This is a genomic window from Kitasatospora cineracea, from assembly GCF_003751605.1.
Classification (GTDB): domain Bacteria; phylum Actinomycetota; class Actinomycetes; order Streptomycetales; family Streptomycetaceae; genus Kitasatospora; species Kitasatospora cineracea.
Map to the genome: position 1 here is coordinate 3,764,733 of NZ_RJVJ01000001.1, position 19,074 is coordinate 3,783,806.

Genomic DNA, 19,074 nt, shown 5'->3' on the forward strand with positions numbered 1-19,074 from the left:
GATCGGCCCGGGAAGGAACCCGGGCGTACCGTCAGGAACCTTTCCCGGGAGCAGAGTTGAAGAACCGCGCCGCCCTCCTGTCCGTCGCCGCCGCCCTGGTCGCGCTCGGCACCGCGCTGCCCGCCTCGGCCGCGCCGGCTCCGGCCGCCGCCGCCGTCAAGTCGGTCCGCTCGGGGCTGGACTGCACCACCTGGATCCACAACAACGACCCGCTGTACGGAGGCGTCGACTGCACCAACAACACCGGCGGCCCGATCACCTTCCACGCCGACATCGTCTGCGGCTGGGCGCCGGACGTGACGGGCAACTCGGTGACGGCCTGGCCGGGCCAGACCCAGGAGTCCTCTGGCCACTGCGCCATCTACTCCACCGGCATCGGGCACATCGGATGGACGGTGGAGTGATCATGCGATGAGCGGGGTTGTCTAGGGTGGACGGGTGGAGAGACACCAGATCCAGGGGTTCACGGCGGACGGGTTCGAGCCGGTCCGGGCGGCCTTCGAGGGCAACTTCCGGCAGTACGGGGAGCTGGGCGCGGCCTTCGCGCTGTACCTCGACGGGCGGAAGGTGGTCGACCTGTGGGGCGGGGACGCCCGGCCGGAGGTCGGGGCCCGGCCGGCCCCGGCGGTCGGCTGGCAGGAGGGGACGGCGCAGGTGCTGCGGTCCGTCACCAAGGGGCTGACCGCCTCCGCCGCCCTGCACCTCGCGCAGCGCGGACTGCTGGACCTGGACGCCCCGGTGGCCGCGTACTGGCCGGAGTTCGGGCGGGCCGGGAAGGGGCGGGTGCCGGTGCGCTGGCTGCTCTCGCACCAGGCCGGGCTGCCCGCGCTGGACGTGCCGCTGCGGATCGAGGACGTGCTGGCCTGGGAGCCGGCCGTCGCGGCCGTCGCCGCCCAGGCCCCCGCCTGGGAGCCCGGCACCGCGCACGGGTACCACCCGCTGACCTTCGGCTGGCTGGTCGGCGAGGTGGTCCGGCGGGCCGGGGGCCGCAGCGTGGGCCGGTACTTCGCGGAGGAGATCGCCGCCCCGCTCGGCCTGGACCTGTGGATCGGCCTGCCCGCCGCCGCGGCCGGCCGGGTCGGCCGGCTGGTCGACCTGCCCGCGCCGGAGGCCGCCGGGCTCGGGCCAAGCGGGATGCGGATGCGTCCCAAGCAGTCGGTGCTGGACGCCTACCGGGACCCGCACTCGCTGACCGCCCGGGCGTTCGGCTCGGTGCGCAGCAGTGTCGACCTGAACGACCCGGCGGTGCAGGCCGTTGAGGTGCCGGGGGCGGGCGGGATCGGCACCGCCCGTTCGCTGGCCCGGTTCTACGCGGCGCTGATCGGCGCCGCCGACCGGGCCGACGCGCCCGGGCAGCGGCTGCCCGCGCTGTTCGAGCGGGGGACCCTGGCCGAGGCGGCCGGCCCCTCGGTGCAGGGGCCGGACCGGGTGCTGATCGTCAACACCGCCTTCGGCCAGGGCTTCTTCCGGCACGGCGGCACCTCGCCGATGGCCTCCCCGGCGAGCTTCGGCCACCCCGGCCGGGGCGGCTCGCTCGGCTTCGCCGACCCGGAGCTGGGCATCGGCTTCGGCTACGTCACCAACGGCATGCAGCCGGGCGTCACCGGGGACGTCCGCTCCCGGGCGCTGATCGCCGCCGTCCGGCAGTGCCTGGCGGCGCGCGGCTGAACCGGGGAGCGGGGGCGGGCCCTATGCCTGGCCGGTGTCGAAGTGGCTGACCCGGCCGTCCGGGGCGACGGTGAAGCGCCAGGCGGTGCGCATCTCGCCCCAGGTGTCGTTGCGGTAGTCGGCGACCAGGGCGCGGCCGCCGGACTTCTCGGTCTGCACCTCGATGTGCCCGTGCGAGGAGAAGATCTCCCGGTCGACCCAGTCCGCCAGGTCGCGTTCGGAGCCGTCGTCGGACATCGTGGCGTCCTCGGTCAGGGCGGCGAAGAAGGCGTTGCGGTCACCGGAGTTGACCGCTCCGAGCAGGCGGCGGACGGCCGGGTCGGAGAGTTTGTCGACGGCGATGGTCATGACGGCTGGCTCCTTGTCGGTGGGGCGGATGCTGCCTCGACGTGACCACGCCGGACCGCCGCCCGCCAGCTGCCGTGGGCCACTCGGAGACCGCCCCGCCGCCCGCGCGGCCCGGGCGGCCTCGCGTGGCGTGCCGAGGGTGCCCGGATTCGTGTGATTTCATCCCGATATGAGGGACATCCGGGAATCTGTGCACGGAAGGGAGCCCCGATGGGACCGGCCGAACTGCTCGTCCTGACCTTCCCCGAGGCGACGATCAGCGCCGAGGCGGCCACCGCGCTGGTCCGGCTGCGGGACGCGGCCGGGGTTCGGGTGATCGACTCGCTGGCGGTGCTCCGGGACGCCGAGGGCGAGGCCACCTACGGGGAGCTCGCCGACTTCGAGCACCTGCGGGGCGTCGCGGGGCTGGACGCGGAGGAGCTGCCGCTGATCGGGCCCGAGGACGCCCAGGAGGTGGCCGAGCTGCTGGTGCCCGGCAGTGCGGCGCTGATCGTGCTGATCGAGCACCTGTGGGCCGCGGAGGCGGCCGCGGCGCTGCGCGCGGTCGGCGGCCGGATCGCCTCCGGGGTGCGCATTCCGCCGGAGAACATCGAGGAAGCCGTCCGCGCCGCCGAGGCGCGCGGCGCGGCGGGAGAGTGAGGACGGCGTGTTCCGACCGATGAGGCCGATCCGGCCGGTCCGGGCGGTCCGCCCGGTGGGCCGCCCGCTGGCCCGCGGGCTGGTGGTGGGCGGTGCCGCGTACGCGGCGGGCCGGGCCGGGGCCCGGCGGGCCGCCGAGGAGCAGGACCAGGACCGGGCGATCGCCGAGCTGCAGGCCGAGCAGGACCGGGCCGCGCAGCAGCAGGCGGGGCAGCAGCCGGCCTACGCCCCGCCGCCGACCGCTCCGGCACCGGCGCCGGCCGCCGCGCCCGCGGCTCCCGCCGCGGGTGGCGAGGACGTGGCGAGCAAGCTGGCCCAGTTGGCGCAGCTGGTGCAGCAGGGGCTGCTCACCCCGGAGGAGTTCGCCGCCGCGAAGGCCCGGCTGCTGGCCTGAGCGCGGACGGCGGACCCGGGGCGGACGGTGCCGGGTGCGGCGTTCGCGGGGCGCGGCGGTGTCCGCGGCGTGCGGGGCGGCCGGTCGGGGCCGGCGGTCACCACAGCTGGTCCCACCACCAGGCGATCTCGGGGTAGGGCGGCGGGGTGAGCCGGCCGTCGGCGGGCCGTTCGGCGCGCACGGCGGCCGGCAGCGTTCCCGGGGTGCGCTCGGTGTAGCGGGCGGAGGTGAAGCCCCACTCCAGGTTGCCGCTCACCAGGTTGGACAACTGCTGGATGTAGCGCCGCAGTTCGGCCCCGGCCCGGCGGCCGGTGCGGTCGGAGAGGCGGAGGAACAGGCACATGGTGCGGTCGTGCAGGGCGGCGGCCTCCTGCAGGGCCTGTTCCTGTCCGCAGCCCAGGTGGCGCTGGAGCGCGTCCACGATGTTGCTCTCCAGGGCGCCGTGGTCGTCCTCGCGGCGGAAGGAGTAGACGTCGGCGGAGACCAGCACCAGGAACTTGGCGGCCTCGGTGAGTGCGTGCACCCGGGGCGAGTCCAGCTGGGACTGCGGGATGGCGGTGCGCTCGCAGACCTCGATGATCTCGATGCAGGAGCGGCTGCCGCGGTCCAGCGGACCGATCGTCAGGTACTCGGCCAGCGTCATCGGCCGGCGCTCGGAGCGGTAGGCGACGATGGTGGCGGCGCCCATGAAGGACTCCAACTGGCTGTCCGCCCAGCGCTTGACCGACAGTGCGGGGGCCCAGGCCCGGGCCCGTTCGAACACGTCGCGCACCGCGCCGACGTACAGGTCGGTCTCGTGCGGGTGGGAATGAGCGGAATTGATAACAGCCAGTAGCGTGGCTGCTATGGTGAGTACACGGGACGGGTCCCGGCTGAGCCTGCCGGTGTCCCACTCGTCGTCCAGTGTGAGCATGCTGCACAGCCACTGCGAGACCAGCTCCAGCCCGGTGGTGCCCTCGGCGTCCTTGGCGATCCGGCAGACGAACTCGTGCGCGCCGATGGCCAGGAGACGGCGGCGGCGTTCCGCGTCCGAAGCGAAGCCCATCGTTTCGAGCCACAGTTCGGTGCTCTTGCCGACGGCTTCGTGATCGGGGTGCAGGCCGGACGGGATGGGGCAGAAAAGCGGGGGTATTGCAGCCAACGTGTCTCCAGTGCGGCCTGTTCCGGTGCGGCGCTGATCAAGGGATGCGCGGTCCCGGCGGTGACCTTCCCCGGCGAAGATCAACTACACCCTTGTAGCCCGAAAGTTATCCGATCGGATCGTCAGATGTCATGGCTGGTAAGGCATTTGCCCCGGGCATCGCCTCCTAACCCTGCGTCAGGCACCCCTGCCTGCACGAACGCCGCCCGCGCGGCCCGCGGCGGCGCTAAGGTCGGGAACGGAGTGCCGGACGGCGAGTCGGAGGGACGGACGTGGCCGAAGAGCAGAACGGGCCGCAGGAGTGGGAGGCCGGCGCGGAGCCGGTCGGCCAGCGGCTGTGGGAGCGCGATCAGGAACTGCGTTCCGTCGATCAGGCCGTGGACAGGTTGTGCCGGGAATTCGCCGCCGGCGGTCTGAAGATCGGCGAACTGCTGGTCTTCTCCGGATCGCCCGGCATCGGCAAGACCTCCATGCTGGAGCAGGTCCGCCGGATCGCCGGCGCCCGCCAGGACTCGACCGTGCTGTTCGCCCGCGGCAGCGAGCGGCAGCGCCGGGAGCCGTTCCGGGTGCTGCGCCAGCTGCTCCTGCCGGTGCTCAGCGACCTGACCGAGGTCGAGGTCGAGGAGGTCTTCGGCAGCTGGCACAACATCGTCGCCCCGGCCATCGGCCTGGCCCCGCCGTCCGACGAGGTCGAGCGGATCGACCCGCAGAGCGTCCGCGACGGCCTGGACTTCGTCATCACCCAACTCGCGCCCCGGCGCGCCCCGTTGGTGGTGATCGTCGACGACCTGCACGCCGTCGACCAGGAGTCGCTGACCTGGCTGGCGTCCTTCGCGGTGCGCGCCCGGGAGCTGCCCGTGCTGCTGGTCTTCGCCTACCGGCACGAGTTCGAGGAGGAGTCCCGGGCGCTGGCCCAGCAGATCCACGAACGGGCCGCCCGCAAGCACGAGTTGCTGCCGCTCAACCCGGTGTCGGTGGCCGCCATCGTGCACGGCGAGTTCGCCGAGGCCGACGACGCGTTCTGCCGCCAGGTCTGGGCGGTCACCGCCGGCGGCCCGTACGACACGGTGGCGCTGCTGCGCGAGGTCCGCGACCAGAACCTCGAACCGGTCGAGGAGAACTCGCCCCGGCTGCGCGACCTGGCCGCCGCGGCCCGCGGCGAGGGCCGCGACTACTGGCTCGACAAGCTCGGCACCACCGTCCTGCAGTTCGCCTGGGCCGCCGCCCTGCTCGGCACCGAGATCAAGGAGGACCTGGCCGGCCGGATCTGCGGGCAGGGCCCCGCCCAGTCCGGCGAGTCCGTCCAGGCGCTGCGCCGGATGCGGGTGCTCACCAGCCAGCCCAACGGCAGGCTGGAGTTCGTCCACCCGCTGATCGCCACCTCGATCTACCAGTCGATCCCGCCCGGCGTCCGCACCGGCATGCACGGCATCGCGGCCACCGCGATCGAGAACAGCGGCGGTTCGCTGCTCTCCTCCTCCCGCCACCTGCTGGAGACCCACCCCGGCGAGGGCGACGACGTCATCGTCCGCAAACTGCGCCGGGCCGCCGCCGAGAACCTGGCCATCGGCGCCCCCGAAGCCGCCCGCCGCTGTCTGGAGCGCGCCCTCAACGAGCCGCCGGACGAGGAGGACCAGGCCGAGGTGCTGTACGAACTCGCCTGCGCCAGCCTGCTCACCGACCCCGAGGCCACCGCCAACCAGCTGCGCCGCGCCATCGACATGGACAACGGCCTCAGCCCCGACCTGCGGGTCGAGGCGGTGTTCCGGCTGTCCGAGGTGATCGCGCACAGCGGCGACCTGAGCGCGGCCGCCGCGCTCTGCCTGGACGAGTCCGAGCGCGCCCCCGAGGGCCCCGGCCGGATCCGGCTGCTGGTCGCCCACCTGCTGTACACCGCCCTGCAGCGGGACGAGGAGGACGGGCCCGGGCGCGCCGAGCGGGTCCGCCGGCTGGTCGCCGAGGTCGACCCGGACAGCGAGGTCGCCCACCCGGTCCGCGCCCTGTACGCCTGGGACCTCACGCTCCGGGGCGGCAGCGCCGCCGACGCCCTGCGGGCCGCCGAGGACGCCCTGGTCGACGGCCGGCTGCCGCGCGGCCTGGGCTGGACCAACACCACCTGGAACTTCGAACTGCCCGCGCTGCTCGGCCTGTGCTTCGCCTACAACGACGAACTCGCCCGCGCCGAGAAGCTGTTCAGCTCCGCCATCCTGGAGTTCGAGATCGCCGGGTGGAGCGGCGCGCACCGCGGCTTCGCCTACTTCCTGATGGGCTACGCCCGGCTGCGCCGCGGCTTCCTCCCGGAGGCCGAGGACTTCCTGCGCCGCGGCCTGCGGATCGCCGACCGGATGGGCACCGGCCTGCCGCTGACCTGGAACCTGGTCGGCGCGCTGATCGACACCCTGCTGGCCCGCGGCCGCGACCACGAGGCCTGGGAGATCGCGGTCAAGTACCGCTTCCTGCCGCCCTACCACCAGACCGCGCTGCTGCTGCCCGACGTGGCCACCATCTACGGCAAGCTGCTGATCTCGCGCGGCGACTACGGGATGGCCGTCGAGGTGCTCGCCGAGACCGGCACCCGGCTGGACAAGCGCGGCTGGCGCTCCACCGTGCACGCCCCGTGGGCCGGCTACCTGGCGGTGGCGATGGCGCACCTGGACCTGCCGTCCGCCCGGAAGAACGGCGAGGACGCGGTGGCCCGGGCGATGGTGTCCGGCTCGCCGTCCGCGATCGGCACCGCGCTGCGGCTGGCCGCCAGCGTCTGGGAGGGCGTGCACGCCGTCGAGCTGCTCCAGGAGGCGGTCGGCTGGCTGGGCCGCTCCCCGGCGAGCTACGAGCACGCGCACGCCATGGTCGACCTCGGGGCCGCGCTGGTGCAGGTCGGCCGCAGCCTGGAGGCCGCGGAACACCTGTACCAGGGCATGGAGTTGGCCAAGCACTGCGGTGCGGACGGGCTGGAGGTGCGGGCCCGCAACGTGCTGGCCTCGGCCGGGCTGCAGCCGAGCCGGCCGCCGGTCCCGCCCAAGGACGCCCTCAACCCGCAGGAGTGGGAGGTCGCCCGGCTGGCGGTCCGGCCGCTGCCGCCGCAGCGGATCGCCGAGGAGCTGGGCATCCCGCTGGGGATCGTCAAGCAGCGGCTGGCCGCCGTGCACCGCAAGCTCGGCACCGGACCGGAGGGCCTCGCGGACGCCCTCGGGATGCCCACCGACGGCCCCGGGCAGGCCGGCTGACGGCCCGGCCGATCCGGTCGGCGCGCGGGGCGGGTCGCCGGTCCGCGCGCCGGGTCGGGCTACGCTGACCGGGCAGGATGATCACGAACCGAGGAGCAGCCCCATGACCGCGCCGGCCGAGCCCACCGAGGTGCACCGGGCACCGTACGACCACTCCGGGGCCGGGATGGGCCTGGAGCGCTGGACGCTGCGGGCCGGGCCGGTCGAGGCGACCGTGATCACCCTGGGTGCGGCGCTGCACACCCTGACCGCCCCGGACCGCTCCGGCACCCCCGCCCAACTGCTGCTCACCAGCGAGGACGTGGGCACCCTGCTCGGCCCGGCCAAGCACTACGGGGTCACCGTCGGGCGGTACGCCAACCGGATCGCGGACAGCCGGATCACCCTCGACGGCGAGGACCACCCGCTGCTGCCCACCGGCCGCGGCGTCACCCTGCACGGCGGCCCCGACTCCTTCTCGCACCGGGTGTGGGACGCCGAGGAGATCCCCGGCGGGGTGCGGATGCACCTGCACTCGCCGGACGGCGACCAGGGCTTCCCGGGCGCCCTGGACGTCTGGGTGGACTTCACCCTCACCGGCCGTGACCTGGCCATCTCCTACCGGGCGGTGACCAGCAAGCCGACGGTGCTCAACCTGACCAACCACGCCTACTTCAACCTGGCCGGCGAGGGCCGCGGCGACGTGCTGGGCCACCTGCTGACCGTCGACGCCGACGCGTACACCCCGGTCGACGAGCGGCAGATCCCGTACGGTCCGTACGAGCCGGTGGCGGGCACCCCGTTCGACTTCACCGCCGCCCGGCCGATCGGCGAGCAGATCCACGACGGGCACCCGCAGCTGAAACTTTCACGCGGCTACGACCACAACTGGGTGCTGCGCGAGCGTCCCGCGGACGGGCCGCCGGTGCGCGCCGCGCTGCTGGCGGACCCGGGCAGCGGGCGGACGCTGGAGGTGCTGACCACCGAGCCCGGCATCCAGGTGTACACCGCGAACGGCTTCGACGGCGCGGTCACCGGCCCGTCCGGGACGGCCTACGGCCCGTACGCCGGGGTGGCGCTGGAGACCCAGCACCACCCGGACTCGCCGCACCAGCCGTCGTACCCGTCGACCGAGCTGCGGCCGGGGCAGGAGTTCCGGTCCACCACCGTGCTGCGGCTGGGCACCGCCGGCTGAGCCGGGCCCGATCGGGAGCCCCCGGGAGCGCTGCTCCCGGGGGCTCTTCCGTGCCCGGTGACTGCAAGGAGTTTCCGCAAGGCGACGGATGGTCAAGACGCGTGACGGCAACTCTAAGGACACGTGGACGTAACGATCGCCACCGCCTTGCAGAAACTTGCTGCAAGGGCTTTCAGCAACGCTTGCCGCGCTGTTACGTTCCTGCTCAAGCCCGGCGGCCGCAACGGCGCAGTCGGCTTCGGACAGCCATTATGCGCCGTCCTCCTCCATCTCGGGCACCCCCACCTTTCCTAGGAGTTTCCATGCGGCGTGGCATCGCGGCCTCCGCTCTCGTTGCGGCTCTGGCAGTCACCATGGCGGCCTGCAGCAGCAGCGGCTCCGGCTCGGACAGCAAGAGCGACGGACCGGTCACCATCACCTACTGGGACACCTCGAACGCGACCAACGAGGCCCCGAACTACCAGGAGCTGGTCAAGAAGTTCGAGGCCGCGAACCCGAACGTCAAGGTCAACTTCGTGAACGTGCCGTTCGACACGGCGCAGAACAAGCTCCAGACCGCGATGGGTGCCAAGGGCGCGCCGGACGTCTTCCGCTCCGAGGTGGGCTGGACCTCCGCCTTCGCCAAGGCCGGCTACCTGGAGCCGCTGGACGGCACCCCCGCGCTGACCGACGCCTCGGTCTTCCAGCCCTCGCTGATCCAGCAGGCCAAGTACTCGGGCAAGACCTACGGCGTGCCGCTGGTCACCGACACCCTGGCGCTGATGTACAACAAGGAGCTCTTCGCCAAGGCCGGCATCACCGCCGCCCCCACCACCTGGGACGAGCTCAAGGCCGACGCCGCGCAGCTGAAGGAGAAGGCCGGCGTCGACGGCTTCTGGCTGAAGGCCGCGGACGGCTACTACGCCATGCCGTTCCTGTACGGCGAGGGCACCAACATGGTGGACGCCGCGGGCAAGAAGATCACCGTCAACTCGCCCGAGGCCGTCAAGGCCGTCGACACCTACAAGTCGATGTTCACCTCGCCCGGCACGGTCAAGGCCGACGTCACCACCGACGCCTACGCCCACATGATGGACGCCTTCAACAACGGCAAGGTCGCGGCCATCATCCAGGGCCCGTGGGAGGTCACCAACGTCTACAAGGGCGCCGCGTTCGCCGACAAGAAGAACCTCGGCATCGCCGCCGTCCCGAACGGCTCCACCGGCAAGGGCGGCGCCCCCACCGGCGGCCACAACGTCTCGGTCTACGCCGGCTCCGACGCCGCCCACAAGGCCGCCGCCGAGAAGCTCGCCGCGTTCCTGACCTCCGCCGAGAGCCAGACCTTCCTGGCGCTGAAGAACGGCACCCTGCCCACCCGCAGCGACGCCTACACCGCCGAGGTCAAGGCCAACCCCGGCATCGCGGACTTCCAGGCGATCCTGACCTCCGCCCAGCCGCGGCCCGAACTGCCCGAGTACGCCTCGCTGTTCGGCTCCTTCGGCACCAACCTCGGCAAGATCGTCCAGGACCAGAGCGACACCAAGGCCGGCCTGGACGCCACCGCGACCGACTACGCGAAGCTCCTCCCGGACTTCACCAAGTAATCGGATCGGCCGCCCGGCCCACACCTGACGGTGGGCCGGGCGGACCCGTCAGACCCCCAGCAGTCGCCGAGGCAGGCGGCGGACCTCCCGGAGAAGGTGTCAACCCATGGCAGTTGCGGTCGTACAGCGCATCAGGCTGTCGTACTCGAAGTACTGGTACGCGTACGCGATGATCGCGCCGGTCGTGATCGTCCTCGGGGTGCTGGTCGGCTACCCGCTGGTGCGCGGCATCTACCTGACCCTGACGAACGCCACCAGCCTCAACGTCGGCCGGCAGATCGGCGTCAACCACATCCCGGACAGCTTCGACTTCATCGGGCTGGACAACTACGCGGACGTGTTGTGGGGACCGACCGCGTACGACCGCTTCTGGTCGCACTTCATCTGGACCGTCGCCTGGACCGCGATCTGCGTGGTCCTGCACTACAGCATCGGCCTGGCCCTGGCGCTGCTGCTCAACCGGAAGATGCGCGGCCGCGGCCTGTACCGGCTGGTGCTGATCCTGCCCTGGGCGGTGCCGACCTTCGTCACCGTCTTCTCCTGGCGCCTGATGCTCGCCGACGGCGGCGCCGTCAACGGCCTGCTCGGCTTCCTGCACCTGCCCGAACCCGGCTGGCTGTCCGACCCGCTGGCGCAGAAGGCCGCCGCGATCCTGGTCAACACCTGGGTCGGCGTGCCGTTCATGATGATCTCGCTGCTCGGCGGCCTCCAGTCGATCCCGCAGGAGCTGTACGAGGCCGCCGAGATGGACGGCGCCAGCCCCTGGCAGCGCTTCCGCTACGTCACCCTGCCCGGCCTGCGGACCGTCTCCTCCACCGTCGTGCTGCTCGGCGTGATCTGGACCTTCAACCAGTTCGCGGTCATCTTCCTGCTGTTCGGCTCCGGCGCCCCCGACGCGCAGATCCTGGTCACCTGGGCCTACCGCCTCGGCTTCGGCCAGCAGCCCTCCGACTACGCGCAGTCCGCGACCTACGGAATCCTGCTGCTGTCGATCCTGATCGTCTTCACCAGCTTCTACCGCCGCTGGCTGGCCCGGAACGAGAAGGCCAACGGATGAGCACCGAGACCGCCCACCAGACCGAGGAACCCGACCAGGCAGGCAGCCCCATGACACTCACCGCCGACCGCCCCGCCGCCGACGCGGCCCCCGCGAAGCGCCCCGCCAAGGTCCGGCGGCGCGGCCAGTCCTCCCCGCTCGCCGCCGTGCTCTCGCACGGCGCGCTGATCGCCGCCAGCCTGATCGCGCTGTTCCCGGTGCTGTACATCGCGTACATCTCGCTCGGCCCGGACGACAACGACTACCTGCACCCCGGCAAGATCTTCGCCAAGATGACCTTCGCCAACTACGGCAAGGTGATGGGCGACACCGGGTTCTTCACCTGGTTCGGCAACTCGGCGATCGTGGCCGGCGGCACCACCGTGATCGGCGTGCTGATCGCCGCCTCCACCGGCTACGCGGTCTCCCGGATGCGCTTCCCCGGCTACCGCCAGCTGATGTGGGTGCTGCTGGTCACCCAGATGTTCCCGATCGCGGTCCTGATCGTGCCGATGTACTACATCCTGTCCAACCTCGGGCTGCTGGACAGCTACAGCGGCCTGATCATGGTCTACTCGGCCACCACCGTGCCGTACTGCGCCTGGCTGCTGAAGGGCTACTTCGACACCATCCCGATGGAGATCGACGAGGCCGGCCGGGTCGACGGGCTCTCCCCGTTCGGCACCTTCTGGCGGCTGATCCTGCCGCTGGCCCGCCCGGGCCTGGCGGTGGCCGCGTTCTACTCCTTCCTCACCGCCTGGGGCGAGGTCGCCTACGCCTCGACCTTCATGCTCTCGTCCGACAAGTACACCCTGGCGGTCGGCCTGTCCTCGTTCGTCAGCGAGCACGACCACCAGTGGCAGCTGATGGCCGCCACCTCGGTGCTCATCGCCATCCCCGCCGCGGTCGTCTTCTACCTCGTGCAGCGCCACCTGGTCACCGGCCTGACGGCCGGCGCCGCGAAGTCCTGAACCCGCGCCACCTCCACGTCACTTCCACAGCCTCCGAGGGATGACTGTCCAATGACCCAGAACCTGGCCGACGCCTCCCGGCCCGCCGCCGTTCCCGCCGCTCGGACGACTGCTGCGACCACCGGGGCCTCCAGAGGCGGCTGGTGGCGGGACGCGGTCATCTACCAGGTGTACCCGCGCAGCTTCGCCGACGGCAACGGCGACGGCATGGGCGACCTTCCGGGCATCCGCAGCCGGCTGCCCTACCTGCGCGACCTGGGCGTGGACGCGGTCTGGCTCTCGCCGTTCTACGCCTCCCCGCAGGCCGACGCCGGCTACGACGTGGCCGACTACCGGGCCGTCGACCCGATGTTCGGCACCCTGCTGGACGCCGACGCGCTGATCCGCGACGCCCACGACCTGGGCCTGCGGATCATCGTCGACCTGGTCCCCAACCACTCCTCCGACCAGCACGAGTGGTTCCAGCGCGCGCTGCGCGAGGGCCCCGGCTCCCCGCTGCGCGAGCGCTACCACTTCCGCCCCGGCAAGGGCGAGGACGGCGAACTGCCGCCCAACGACTGGGAGTCCATCTTCGGCGGCCCGGCCTGGACCCGCACCACCGACCCGGACGGCACCCCCGGCGACTGGTACCTGCACCTGTTCGCCCCCGAGCAGCCCGACTTCAACTGGGACAACCCGGCGGTCGCCGACGAGTTCCGCTCCATCCTGCGGTTCTGGCTCGACATGGGCGTCGACGGCTTCCGGATCGACGTCGCCCACGGCCTGGTCAAGGCCCCCGGCCTGCCCGACCTCGGCAGCCACGACCAGCTCAAGCTGCTCGGCAACGACGTCATGCCGTTCTTCGACCAGGACGGCGTGCACGCCATCTACCGCAGCTGGCGGCAGATCCTCGACGAGTACCCCGGCGACCGGATCGGCGTCGCCGAGGCCTGGACCCCGACCGTCCAGCGCACCGCCAACTACGTCCGCCCCGACGAGCTGCACCAGGCGTTCAACTTCCAGTACCTGGGCACCGGTTGGGACGCCGCCGCGCTGCGCGAGGTGATCGACGTCTCGCTCGACTCGATGCGCCCGGTGCAGGCCCCCACCACCTGGGTGCTCTCCAACCACGACGTCACCCGGCACGCCACCCGGTTCGCCAACCCGCCCGGCCTGGGCACCCAGATCCGCACCCCCGGCGACCGCGTCCTCGGCCTGCGCCGGGCCCGCGCCGCCACCCTGCTGATGCTCGCGCTGCCCGGCTCCGCGTACGTCTACCAGGGCGAGGAGCTCGGCCTGCCCGACGTCACCGACCTGCCCGACGAGGTCCGCCAGGACCCGTCGTTCTTCCGGCAGGCCGGCCAGGACGGCTTCCGCGACGGCTGCCGGGTCCCGATCCCGTGGTCCGGCACCGAGGCCCCCTACGGCTTCGGCCCGAACGCCGGCGGCCCCAGCTGGCTGCCGCAGCCCGCCGAGTGGGCCGGCCTCTCGGTGGAGGTCCAGACCGGCGACCCGACCTCGACGCTCGAGCTCTACCGCTCCGCGCTGGCCGTCCGCCGCGCGCAGCCCGCGCTCGGCGCCGGCACCGGCGTCGAGTGGCTGCCCGCCCCCGAGGGCGTGCTGGCGTTCCGGCGCGAGTCGCCCGAGGGCTCGTTCGTGTGCACCGTGAACACCACCGGCGAAACCGTCCGGATCCCCGCCCCCGGCCGTATGCTGCTGTCCTCCGCGGAGGCTGTCGCCGCGGCGGACGAGGTGGAACTCCCGGCCGACAGCACCGCATGGTGGGCGGTCTGACGTGGTTGCAATAGGCTCTGGGATCGTGACTACGGCGCGACTCTCCGACATCGCGGCGCAGGCGGGGGTCAGCGAAGCCACCGTCAGCCGCGTCCTCAACGGCAAGGCGGGCGTCTCCGCGACCACCAGGCAGACCGTGCTGGCCGCGCTCGACGTCCTCGGCTACGAGCGGCCCACCCGGCTGCGCCAGCGCAGCGCCGGGCTGATCGGCCTGATCACCCCGGAGCTCAGCAACCCGATCTTCCCGGCCCTGGCCCAGGTCATCGAACAGGTGCTCAGCCGGCACGGCTACACGCCGGTGCTGTGCACCCAGACCCCGGGCGGCTCCACCGAGGACGAACTCGTCGAGATGCTGGTGGAACGCGGCGTCGCGGGCATCGTGTTCGTCTCCGGCCTGCACGCCGACACCACCGCCGACCACGACCGGTACGCCAAACTCACCGGCCGCCAGGTCCCGTTCGTGCTGATCAACGGCTACAGCGAGAAGATCGCCGCGCCGTTCATCTCGCCGGACGACCGGGCCGCGATGTGGATGGCCGTCCAGCACCTGGTCGAGCTCGGCCACGAGACGATCGGCCTCGCGGTCGGCCAGAAGCGGTACGTGCCGGTGCTGCGCAAGATCGAGGGCTTCACGGCCGCCGTGCAGCAGCTCACCGGGCGCACCCCCGAGCAGGCCGAGGAACTCGTCCACCACACCCTGTTCAGCGTGGAGGGCGGGCACGCCGCGGCCCAGGCGCTGCTCGACAAGGGCTGCACGGCGATCGTCTGCGGCTCCGACATGATGGCGCTCGGCGCGATCCGGGCGGTCCGCCAGCGCGGGCTGACGGTGCCGCAGGACGTCTCGGTGGTCGGGTTCGACGACTCGCCGCTGATAGCGTTCACCGAGCCGCCGCTGACCACCGTCCGCCAGCCGGTCGAGGCGATGGCCACCGCCGCCGTCGACGCCCTGCTGGAGGAGGTCGGCGGGAACCCGGCGCAGCGCTCCGAGTTCATGTTCCAGCCCGAGCTGGTGATGCGCGGCTCCACCGGGTCCGGCCCGCGCAACGGCTGAGCGGCGCCTCGTCGGCACGGCCCCCGGGAGGAGCTCCTCCCGGGGGCCGTCCGTCATGCGTAGAGCTGTTCGAGGTCGCGGCGGTAGGCGGTGCTGACGGCCTGTCGGCGGACCTTCAGCGAGGGCGTCAGCAGGCCGCGCTCCTCGGTGAACTCGCCCGCCACCACCCGGGCCCGGCGGATCGACTCGGCGCGCGAGACCGTCGCGTTGACGCCCCGCACCGCCTCGGCGAGCGCCGCCAGCACCGCCGGGTGCACCGGGACGGCGCTGGAGAGGTCCACGCCGTCGGGCGCGTGCGGCGGGGTCGGCGGGTCCAGCGCGAGGAAGCGCTCCACCGCCTCCGGGTCCAGGGTGAGCAGCGCGCCCACGTACGGGCGGCCGTTGCCGACCACCAGGGCCTGGCCGACCAGGGGGTGGCCGCGCAGCCGGTCCTCCAGCGGGCCGGGGGAGACGTTCTTGCCGCCGGAGGTCACCAGGATCTCCTTCTTGCGGCCGGTGATCGTCAGGTAGCCGTCCTCGTCCAGCCGCCCCAGGTCGCCGGTGGCGAACCAGTGCGGCCGCCGGGGCCGCGGCGCCCCCAACTCGTAGTAGCCGTCGAAGAGCTGACCGCCGGACAGCAGGACCTCGCCGTCCTCGGCGATCCGCACCGCGCTGCCCGGCACCGGCTGCCCGACCGTGCCGGGCCGCGGCCGCAGCGGCGGGTTCACCGTGGACGGGCCGCTGCTCTCGGTCAGCCCGTAGCCCTCGTGCACCAGCACGCCCGCGCCGGCGAAGAACAGCAGCAGCTCCGGGTCGATCGAGGAGCCGCCGCTGATCGCGTACCGCACCCGGCCGCCCATCGCGGCCCGCACCCGCCGGTACACCAGCGCGTCGTACAGGCCGTGCGCCAGCCGCAGCGAGAGCGGCGCCGGGCGGCCGCCGTCCGCCGCGGCCAGCTCGGCCCGGGCGTAGCGCACCGCCACCGCGGCCGCCCGGTCGAACACCTTCACCGCGCCCTTGGCCTGCGCCTCGGCCCGGCCCAACTGGTGGATCTTCTCGAACAGGTAGGGCACGCCGACCAGGAAGGTCGCGCCGAAGGAGGCCAGGTCCGGCCGCAGGTCGGCCGGTTTCAGGGACGGGCTGTGGCCGATCCGGACCCGCCCGTACACGCAGGTCACCTGGATCATCCGGCCCAGCACGTGCGCCAGCGGCAGGAACAGCAGGGTGCACGGCGCCCGGCCGGTCGCCTCCTCGAACACCGGCTCCAGCAGGGCGTGGCAGTTCGCCGCCTCGGTGAGGAAGTTGGCGTGGGTGAGCAGGCAGCCCTTGGGGCGGCCGGTGGTGCCCGAGGTGTAGATCAGCGTGGCCTCGTCGTCCGGGCCCTGGGCCCGTCTGCGGCGCGCCAACTCCTCGGCGGGAACGGGGCGGCCCAGCTCGGCGAGGGCGCCGACCGCGTCCTCGTCCAGCCGCCACAGCGGCACCGTCCCGCCGGTGCGGGCGATCGCCACGGTCAGCACCTCGGCGGTGCTGGCATCCTCCGCGACCGCCAGCACCGCGCCGGAGTCCCGGACGATCCACTCCGCCTGCTCCACCGCGGACGTCGGGTACACCGGCACCACGCAGGCGCCGGCCGCCCAGGCGGCGAAGTCCAGCAGCGTCCACTCGTACCCGGTCCGCGACATCAGCACGATCCGCGCGCCGGGGCCGACCCCGACCGCGACCAGGCCGCGGGCCACCGCCGCGACCTGCTCCGCGAACTCACGGGCCGTCACGTCCCGCCAGGAGCCGTCCGGTCGGCGCCGCGTCACCACCACCGCCTCCGGCGCGTCCTGCGCGTTGCGGAACGGCAGGTCGCCCAGGACCCCGTCGGCGGGCGGCGGCACCAGGTACGCGGACCGGGCCTCGACGACCCGCCCACCGGTGCGCAGCACCTCGACGGGCGGGCGGGTGGCGCGGGCGGCCCGGGCGAGGGGGTGTGCCATGAGCGAACTCCCTTGGGTGGGGTGGGGGTTCGCCCAGGTTAGGTACTGGCCGGTGAACTTACTAGACAGTAAGTTACTTGACAGTTGCGGAGGTTGTGGAGGTTTCGGGCCCGGCGGGGCGTCAGCCCTCTTCGACGGGCGGGGGCTTGGGGAGGAAGCGCTCGCCGTCACGGGTGCCGCCGGCGCGGGCGATGGTGCGGCGGTCGGTGGAGAGGTAGTCGCGGACGACCAGTTCCACCGCGTCCTGGGGGCTGGTGGCGCCGACGCGCATCATCACCTCCAGGGCCAGGTCCGCGTCCAGCGTGATCGTCACTTTCGCCATGGTGCCGCTCCCCGGTCGTCGAGTCTCGTCGAGCCCCGTCCGGCCGAGGATAGGCCGCTGCCCCCGGGGCCGACCAGGTCCCCGGGGGCAGCGGCGGTCGTGCCCGTGATCAGACGCGGCCCGCGAAGTCGGGGGCCCAGTTGGCGATGGTCTCGGTGCGGACGCCGGAACGCGGGTTCGCGGCCTCGACGTACTTGCCGTCACCGACGTACAGGGCGACGTGGTAGACGCCCGAGTTGGAGCCGTTGCTGGACCAGAACAGCAGGTCGCCCGGCTGCAGGCTGTCCAGCGAGACGCGGGTCGAGTAGTCGGCCTGGTCGGCGGCGACGCGCGGCAGGCTGATGCCGGCCTGTCGGAACGCCGCCTGGGTCAGGCCGGAGCAGTCCCAGCCGCCGTTGCCGGTGCCGCCGTAGACGTACGCCTGGCCGAGCTTGGACAGCGCGAAGTCGATCGCCGCGGCCTTGGAGCCGGTCGCCTTGGTGGCGGTCGCCTCGGCGGCCGTCGTGGTGGCGGTGGCGGCGGCCGTGGTCGAGGCGGTGGCGGTGGTCGCGGTGGACGACTTGGCCGGGGTGCTCGACGACTTGGCGGCGGAGGAACGGTTGCCCTTCCAGGACGAGCCCTGGTGGGTGCCGGTGGAGGAGGTGGTGGCGGCCGGCGCGGACTGCTGCTGCGCGGTGGCGGCGCCGCCGAGCGAGAGCTGCTGACCCGGGTAGATCATGTCCGGGCCCTCGGTGAGCACCGAGCGGTTGAGGTCGTACAGCTTCTGCCAGCCGCCGTCCACGTGCTGGCTCTGCGCGATGGTGGACAGCCAGTCGCCCGCCGCGACGGTGTAGGTGCCGGCCGACTGGTCGGCGGTGGCGGCCGGGGCGCTCTGCTCGGCCTGCGGCTGGGACTGCGACTTGCCCTGCGACCAGCCGTTCTGCGACCAGCCGTTCTGGGACTTGCCCTTGCTGCCGGACTGCGACTGCGACTGGGCGGGCGCCTGGGTCTGCGACTGCGACGGCGCGGCGGTGGCGGACGAGGCGGAGCCGGAGGTGTCGACCTGGGGGGCGGCGCCGCCCTTGGTCAGGCCGGCCTGGATCGAGCACACCGGCCAGGCGCCGGGGCCCTGCGAGGCCAGGACCTTCTCGGCGACCGAGATCTGCTGGTCCTTGGTGGCGAGGTCGGCGCGCGAGGCGTACGCGGTGCCGCCGAACTCGGCCCAGGTGGAGGCGGTGAACTGCAGACCGCCGTAGAAGCCGTTGCCGGTGTTGATCGCCCAGTTGCCGCTGGACTCGCACTGCGCGACCTTGTCCCAGGTGGAGACGGTCGCCGCGGAGGCGACGCCACCGGTCAGGCAGGGGATCGACAGCCCGATGCCGACGACACCGGTGGTGGCGATCAGGCGGCGGGCGCGCTTGGAGCTGATGGGCAGCATGAAGAAGCGTTCCTCTCCCACGCCTGCGAGGTGAGCTGTCGGATTCGGGCTGGAGTTGCCCGGCCGCGCGCACCGCGTGGTGCGCCCGGCTTCACCCCTAGCCCCGTGCGGTCCTTCGACCGCCCGGGGCGACTTACCTGGTTCCCCCGCCCCTGCCGTGGTGCGTTGTGCATGAGCCGACCCGCCCGGCGGCAGGACTCGGCGTTCCGGGCGAACTGGGTCCGTGTGTCCACGAACGTGGGCAGGAGATTAAGCGGAATTAAGGAGAATCCGCAAATGCCCGTGACCGGCATCACAGCGGCCGGAATGGGTGATCAAGGGATATTCGGCGAACTCCGCGAGCGGCGGCGAATTCTGGCGGGACGTCAG

At 72.8% G+C, this 19,074-nt stretch carries 16 protein-coding genes and 1 riboswitch; of the genes, 11 read left to right on the forward strand and 5 right to left on the reverse strand.

Annotated elements, in window-relative coordinates; genetic code table 11:
* The first annotated feature begins 56 nt into the window (after positions 1 to 56).
* Both EDD39_RS17135 and EDD39_RS17140 read left to right on the forward strand, forming a co-directional pair.
* The gene (locus tag EDD39_RS17135; RefSeq protein WP_123557038.1) at positions 57 to 404 is read left to right on the forward strand and encodes a hypothetical protein; all 348 of its coding nucleotides are present in this window, start codon (positions 57 to 59) and stop codon (positions 402 to 404) included.
* 34 nt (positions 405 to 438) lie between these two features.
* On the forward strand, positions 439 to 1,668 hold the full coding sequence (locus tag EDD39_RS17140; protein WP_208765517.1) for a serine hydrolase domain-containing protein: 1,230 nt from the start codon (positions 439 to 441) through the stop codon (positions 1,666 to 1,668).
* 21 nt (positions 1,669 to 1,689) lie between these two features.
* Here the strand turns inward: EDD39_RS17140 and EDD39_RS17145 are convergent, their stop codons facing one another.
* A complete protein-coding gene (locus EDD39_RS17145; protein ID WP_123557040.1) occupies positions 1,690 to 2,016 on the reverse strand; it encodes a nuclear transport factor 2 family protein in 327 nt (108 codons plus the stop codon).
* A 210-nt stretch (positions 2,017 to 2,226) separates the two neighbouring features.
* Between EDD39_RS17145 and EDD39_RS17150 the strand changes: the two genes are divergently transcribed.
* Positions 2,227 to 2,655: a DUF6325 family protein gene (locus EDD39_RS17150; RefSeq protein ID WP_123557042.1), complete on the forward strand. Its 429-nt coding sequence runs from the start codon at positions 2,227 to 2,229 to the stop codon at positions 2,653 to 2,655.
* Between the two features lie 7 nt (positions 2,656 to 2,662).
* Positions 2,663 to 3,049, forward strand: a complete 387-nt coding sequence (locus tag EDD39_RS17155; RefSeq protein WP_244256765.1) for an SHOCT domain-containing protein — start codon at positions 2,663 to 2,665, stop codon at positions 3,047 to 3,049.
* A gap of 97 nt (positions 3,050 to 3,146) precedes the next feature.
* Here EDD39_RS17155 and EDD39_RS17160 read toward each other — a convergent pair whose 3' ends face one another.
* A complete protein-coding gene (locus tag EDD39_RS17160) occupies positions 3,147 to 4,190 on the reverse strand; it encodes a terpene synthase family protein (RefSeq protein ID WP_148089465.1) in 1,044 nt (347 codons plus the stop codon).
* Positions 4,191 to 4,462: 272 nt separating this feature from the next.
* Here EDD39_RS17160 and EDD39_RS17165 point away from each other — a divergent pair, with 272 nt between their 5' ends.
* From EDD39_RS17165 to EDD39_RS17195, 7 genes are all read left to right on the forward strand, one after another.
* Complete coding sequence (locus tag EDD39_RS17165; protein ID WP_123557048.1) at positions 4,463 to 7,417, forward strand: helix-turn-helix transcriptional regulator; 2,955 nt, start codon at positions 4,463 to 4,465, stop codon at positions 7,415 to 7,417.
* Positions 7,418 to 7,520: 103 nt separating this feature from the next.
* Positions 7,521 to 8,591, forward strand: coding sequence for an aldose epimerase family protein (locus tag EDD39_RS17170; protein ID WP_123557050.1), 1,071 nt, complete (start codon positions 7,521 to 7,523; stop codon positions 8,589 to 8,591).
* 302 nt (positions 8,592 to 8,893) lie between these two features.
* Positions 8,894 to 10,174, forward strand: coding sequence for an extracellular solute-binding protein (locus EDD39_RS17175; RefSeq protein WP_162870048.1), 1,281 nt, complete (start codon positions 8,894 to 8,896; stop codon positions 10,172 to 10,174).
* Between the two features lie 106 nt (positions 10,175 to 10,280).
* On the forward strand, positions 10,281 to 11,231 hold the full coding sequence (locus EDD39_RS17180; protein WP_123557055.1) for a carbohydrate ABC transporter permease: 951 nt from the start codon (positions 10,281 to 10,283) through the stop codon (positions 11,229 to 11,231).
* Complete coding sequence (locus tag EDD39_RS17185; protein ID WP_425269694.1) at positions 11,228 to 12,181, forward strand: sugar ABC transporter permease; 954 nt, start codon at positions 11,228 to 11,230, stop codon at positions 12,179 to 12,181. The genes EDD39_RS17180 and EDD39_RS17185 overlap by 4 nt, the downstream gene beginning before the upstream one ends.
* A gap of 51 nt (positions 12,182 to 12,232) precedes the next feature.
* The gene (locus tag EDD39_RS17190; RefSeq protein WP_123557056.1) at positions 12,233 to 13,954 is read left to right on the forward strand and encodes a glycoside hydrolase family 13 protein; all 1,722 of its coding nucleotides are present in this window, start codon (positions 12,233 to 12,235) and stop codon (positions 13,952 to 13,954) included.
* A 25-nt stretch (positions 13,955 to 13,979) separates the two neighbouring features.
* Entirely contained in the window at positions 13,980 to 15,005 is a 1,026-nt protein-coding gene (locus EDD39_RS17195; protein WP_208765518.1) for a LacI family DNA-binding transcriptional regulator, read from the forward strand.
* Positions 15,006 to 15,058: 53 nt separating this feature from the next.
* On the opposite strand, the gene EDD39_RS17200 is transcribed toward EDD39_RS17195, so the two are convergent.
* From EDD39_RS17200 to EDD39_RS17210, 3 genes are all read right to left on the reverse strand, one after another.
* Positions 15,059 to 16,966, reverse strand: coding sequence for an AMP-dependent synthetase/ligase (locus EDD39_RS17200; protein WP_123557060.1), 1,908 nt, complete (start codon positions 16,964 to 16,966; stop codon positions 15,059 to 15,061).
* 121 nt (positions 16,967 to 17,087) lie between these two features.
* Positions 17,088 to 17,288 carry a hypothetical protein gene (locus EDD39_RS17205; protein ID WP_123557062.1) on the reverse strand — a complete coding sequence of 67 codons (201 nt, stop codon included), beginning with the start codon at positions 17,286 to 17,288 and terminating at the stop codon, positions 17,088 to 17,090.
* 109 nt (positions 17,289 to 17,397) lie between these two features.
* Positions 17,398 to 18,726, reverse strand: coding sequence for a transglycosylase family protein (locus EDD39_RS17210; RefSeq protein WP_208765519.1), 1,329 nt, complete (start codon positions 18,724 to 18,726; stop codon positions 17,398 to 17,400).
* Positions 18,711 to 18,880, reverse strand: a riboswitch (cyclic di-AMP (ydaO/yuaA leader). Its footprint overlaps the gene before it by 16 nt.
* Between the last annotated feature and the right edge of the window lie 194 nt (positions 18,881 to 19,074).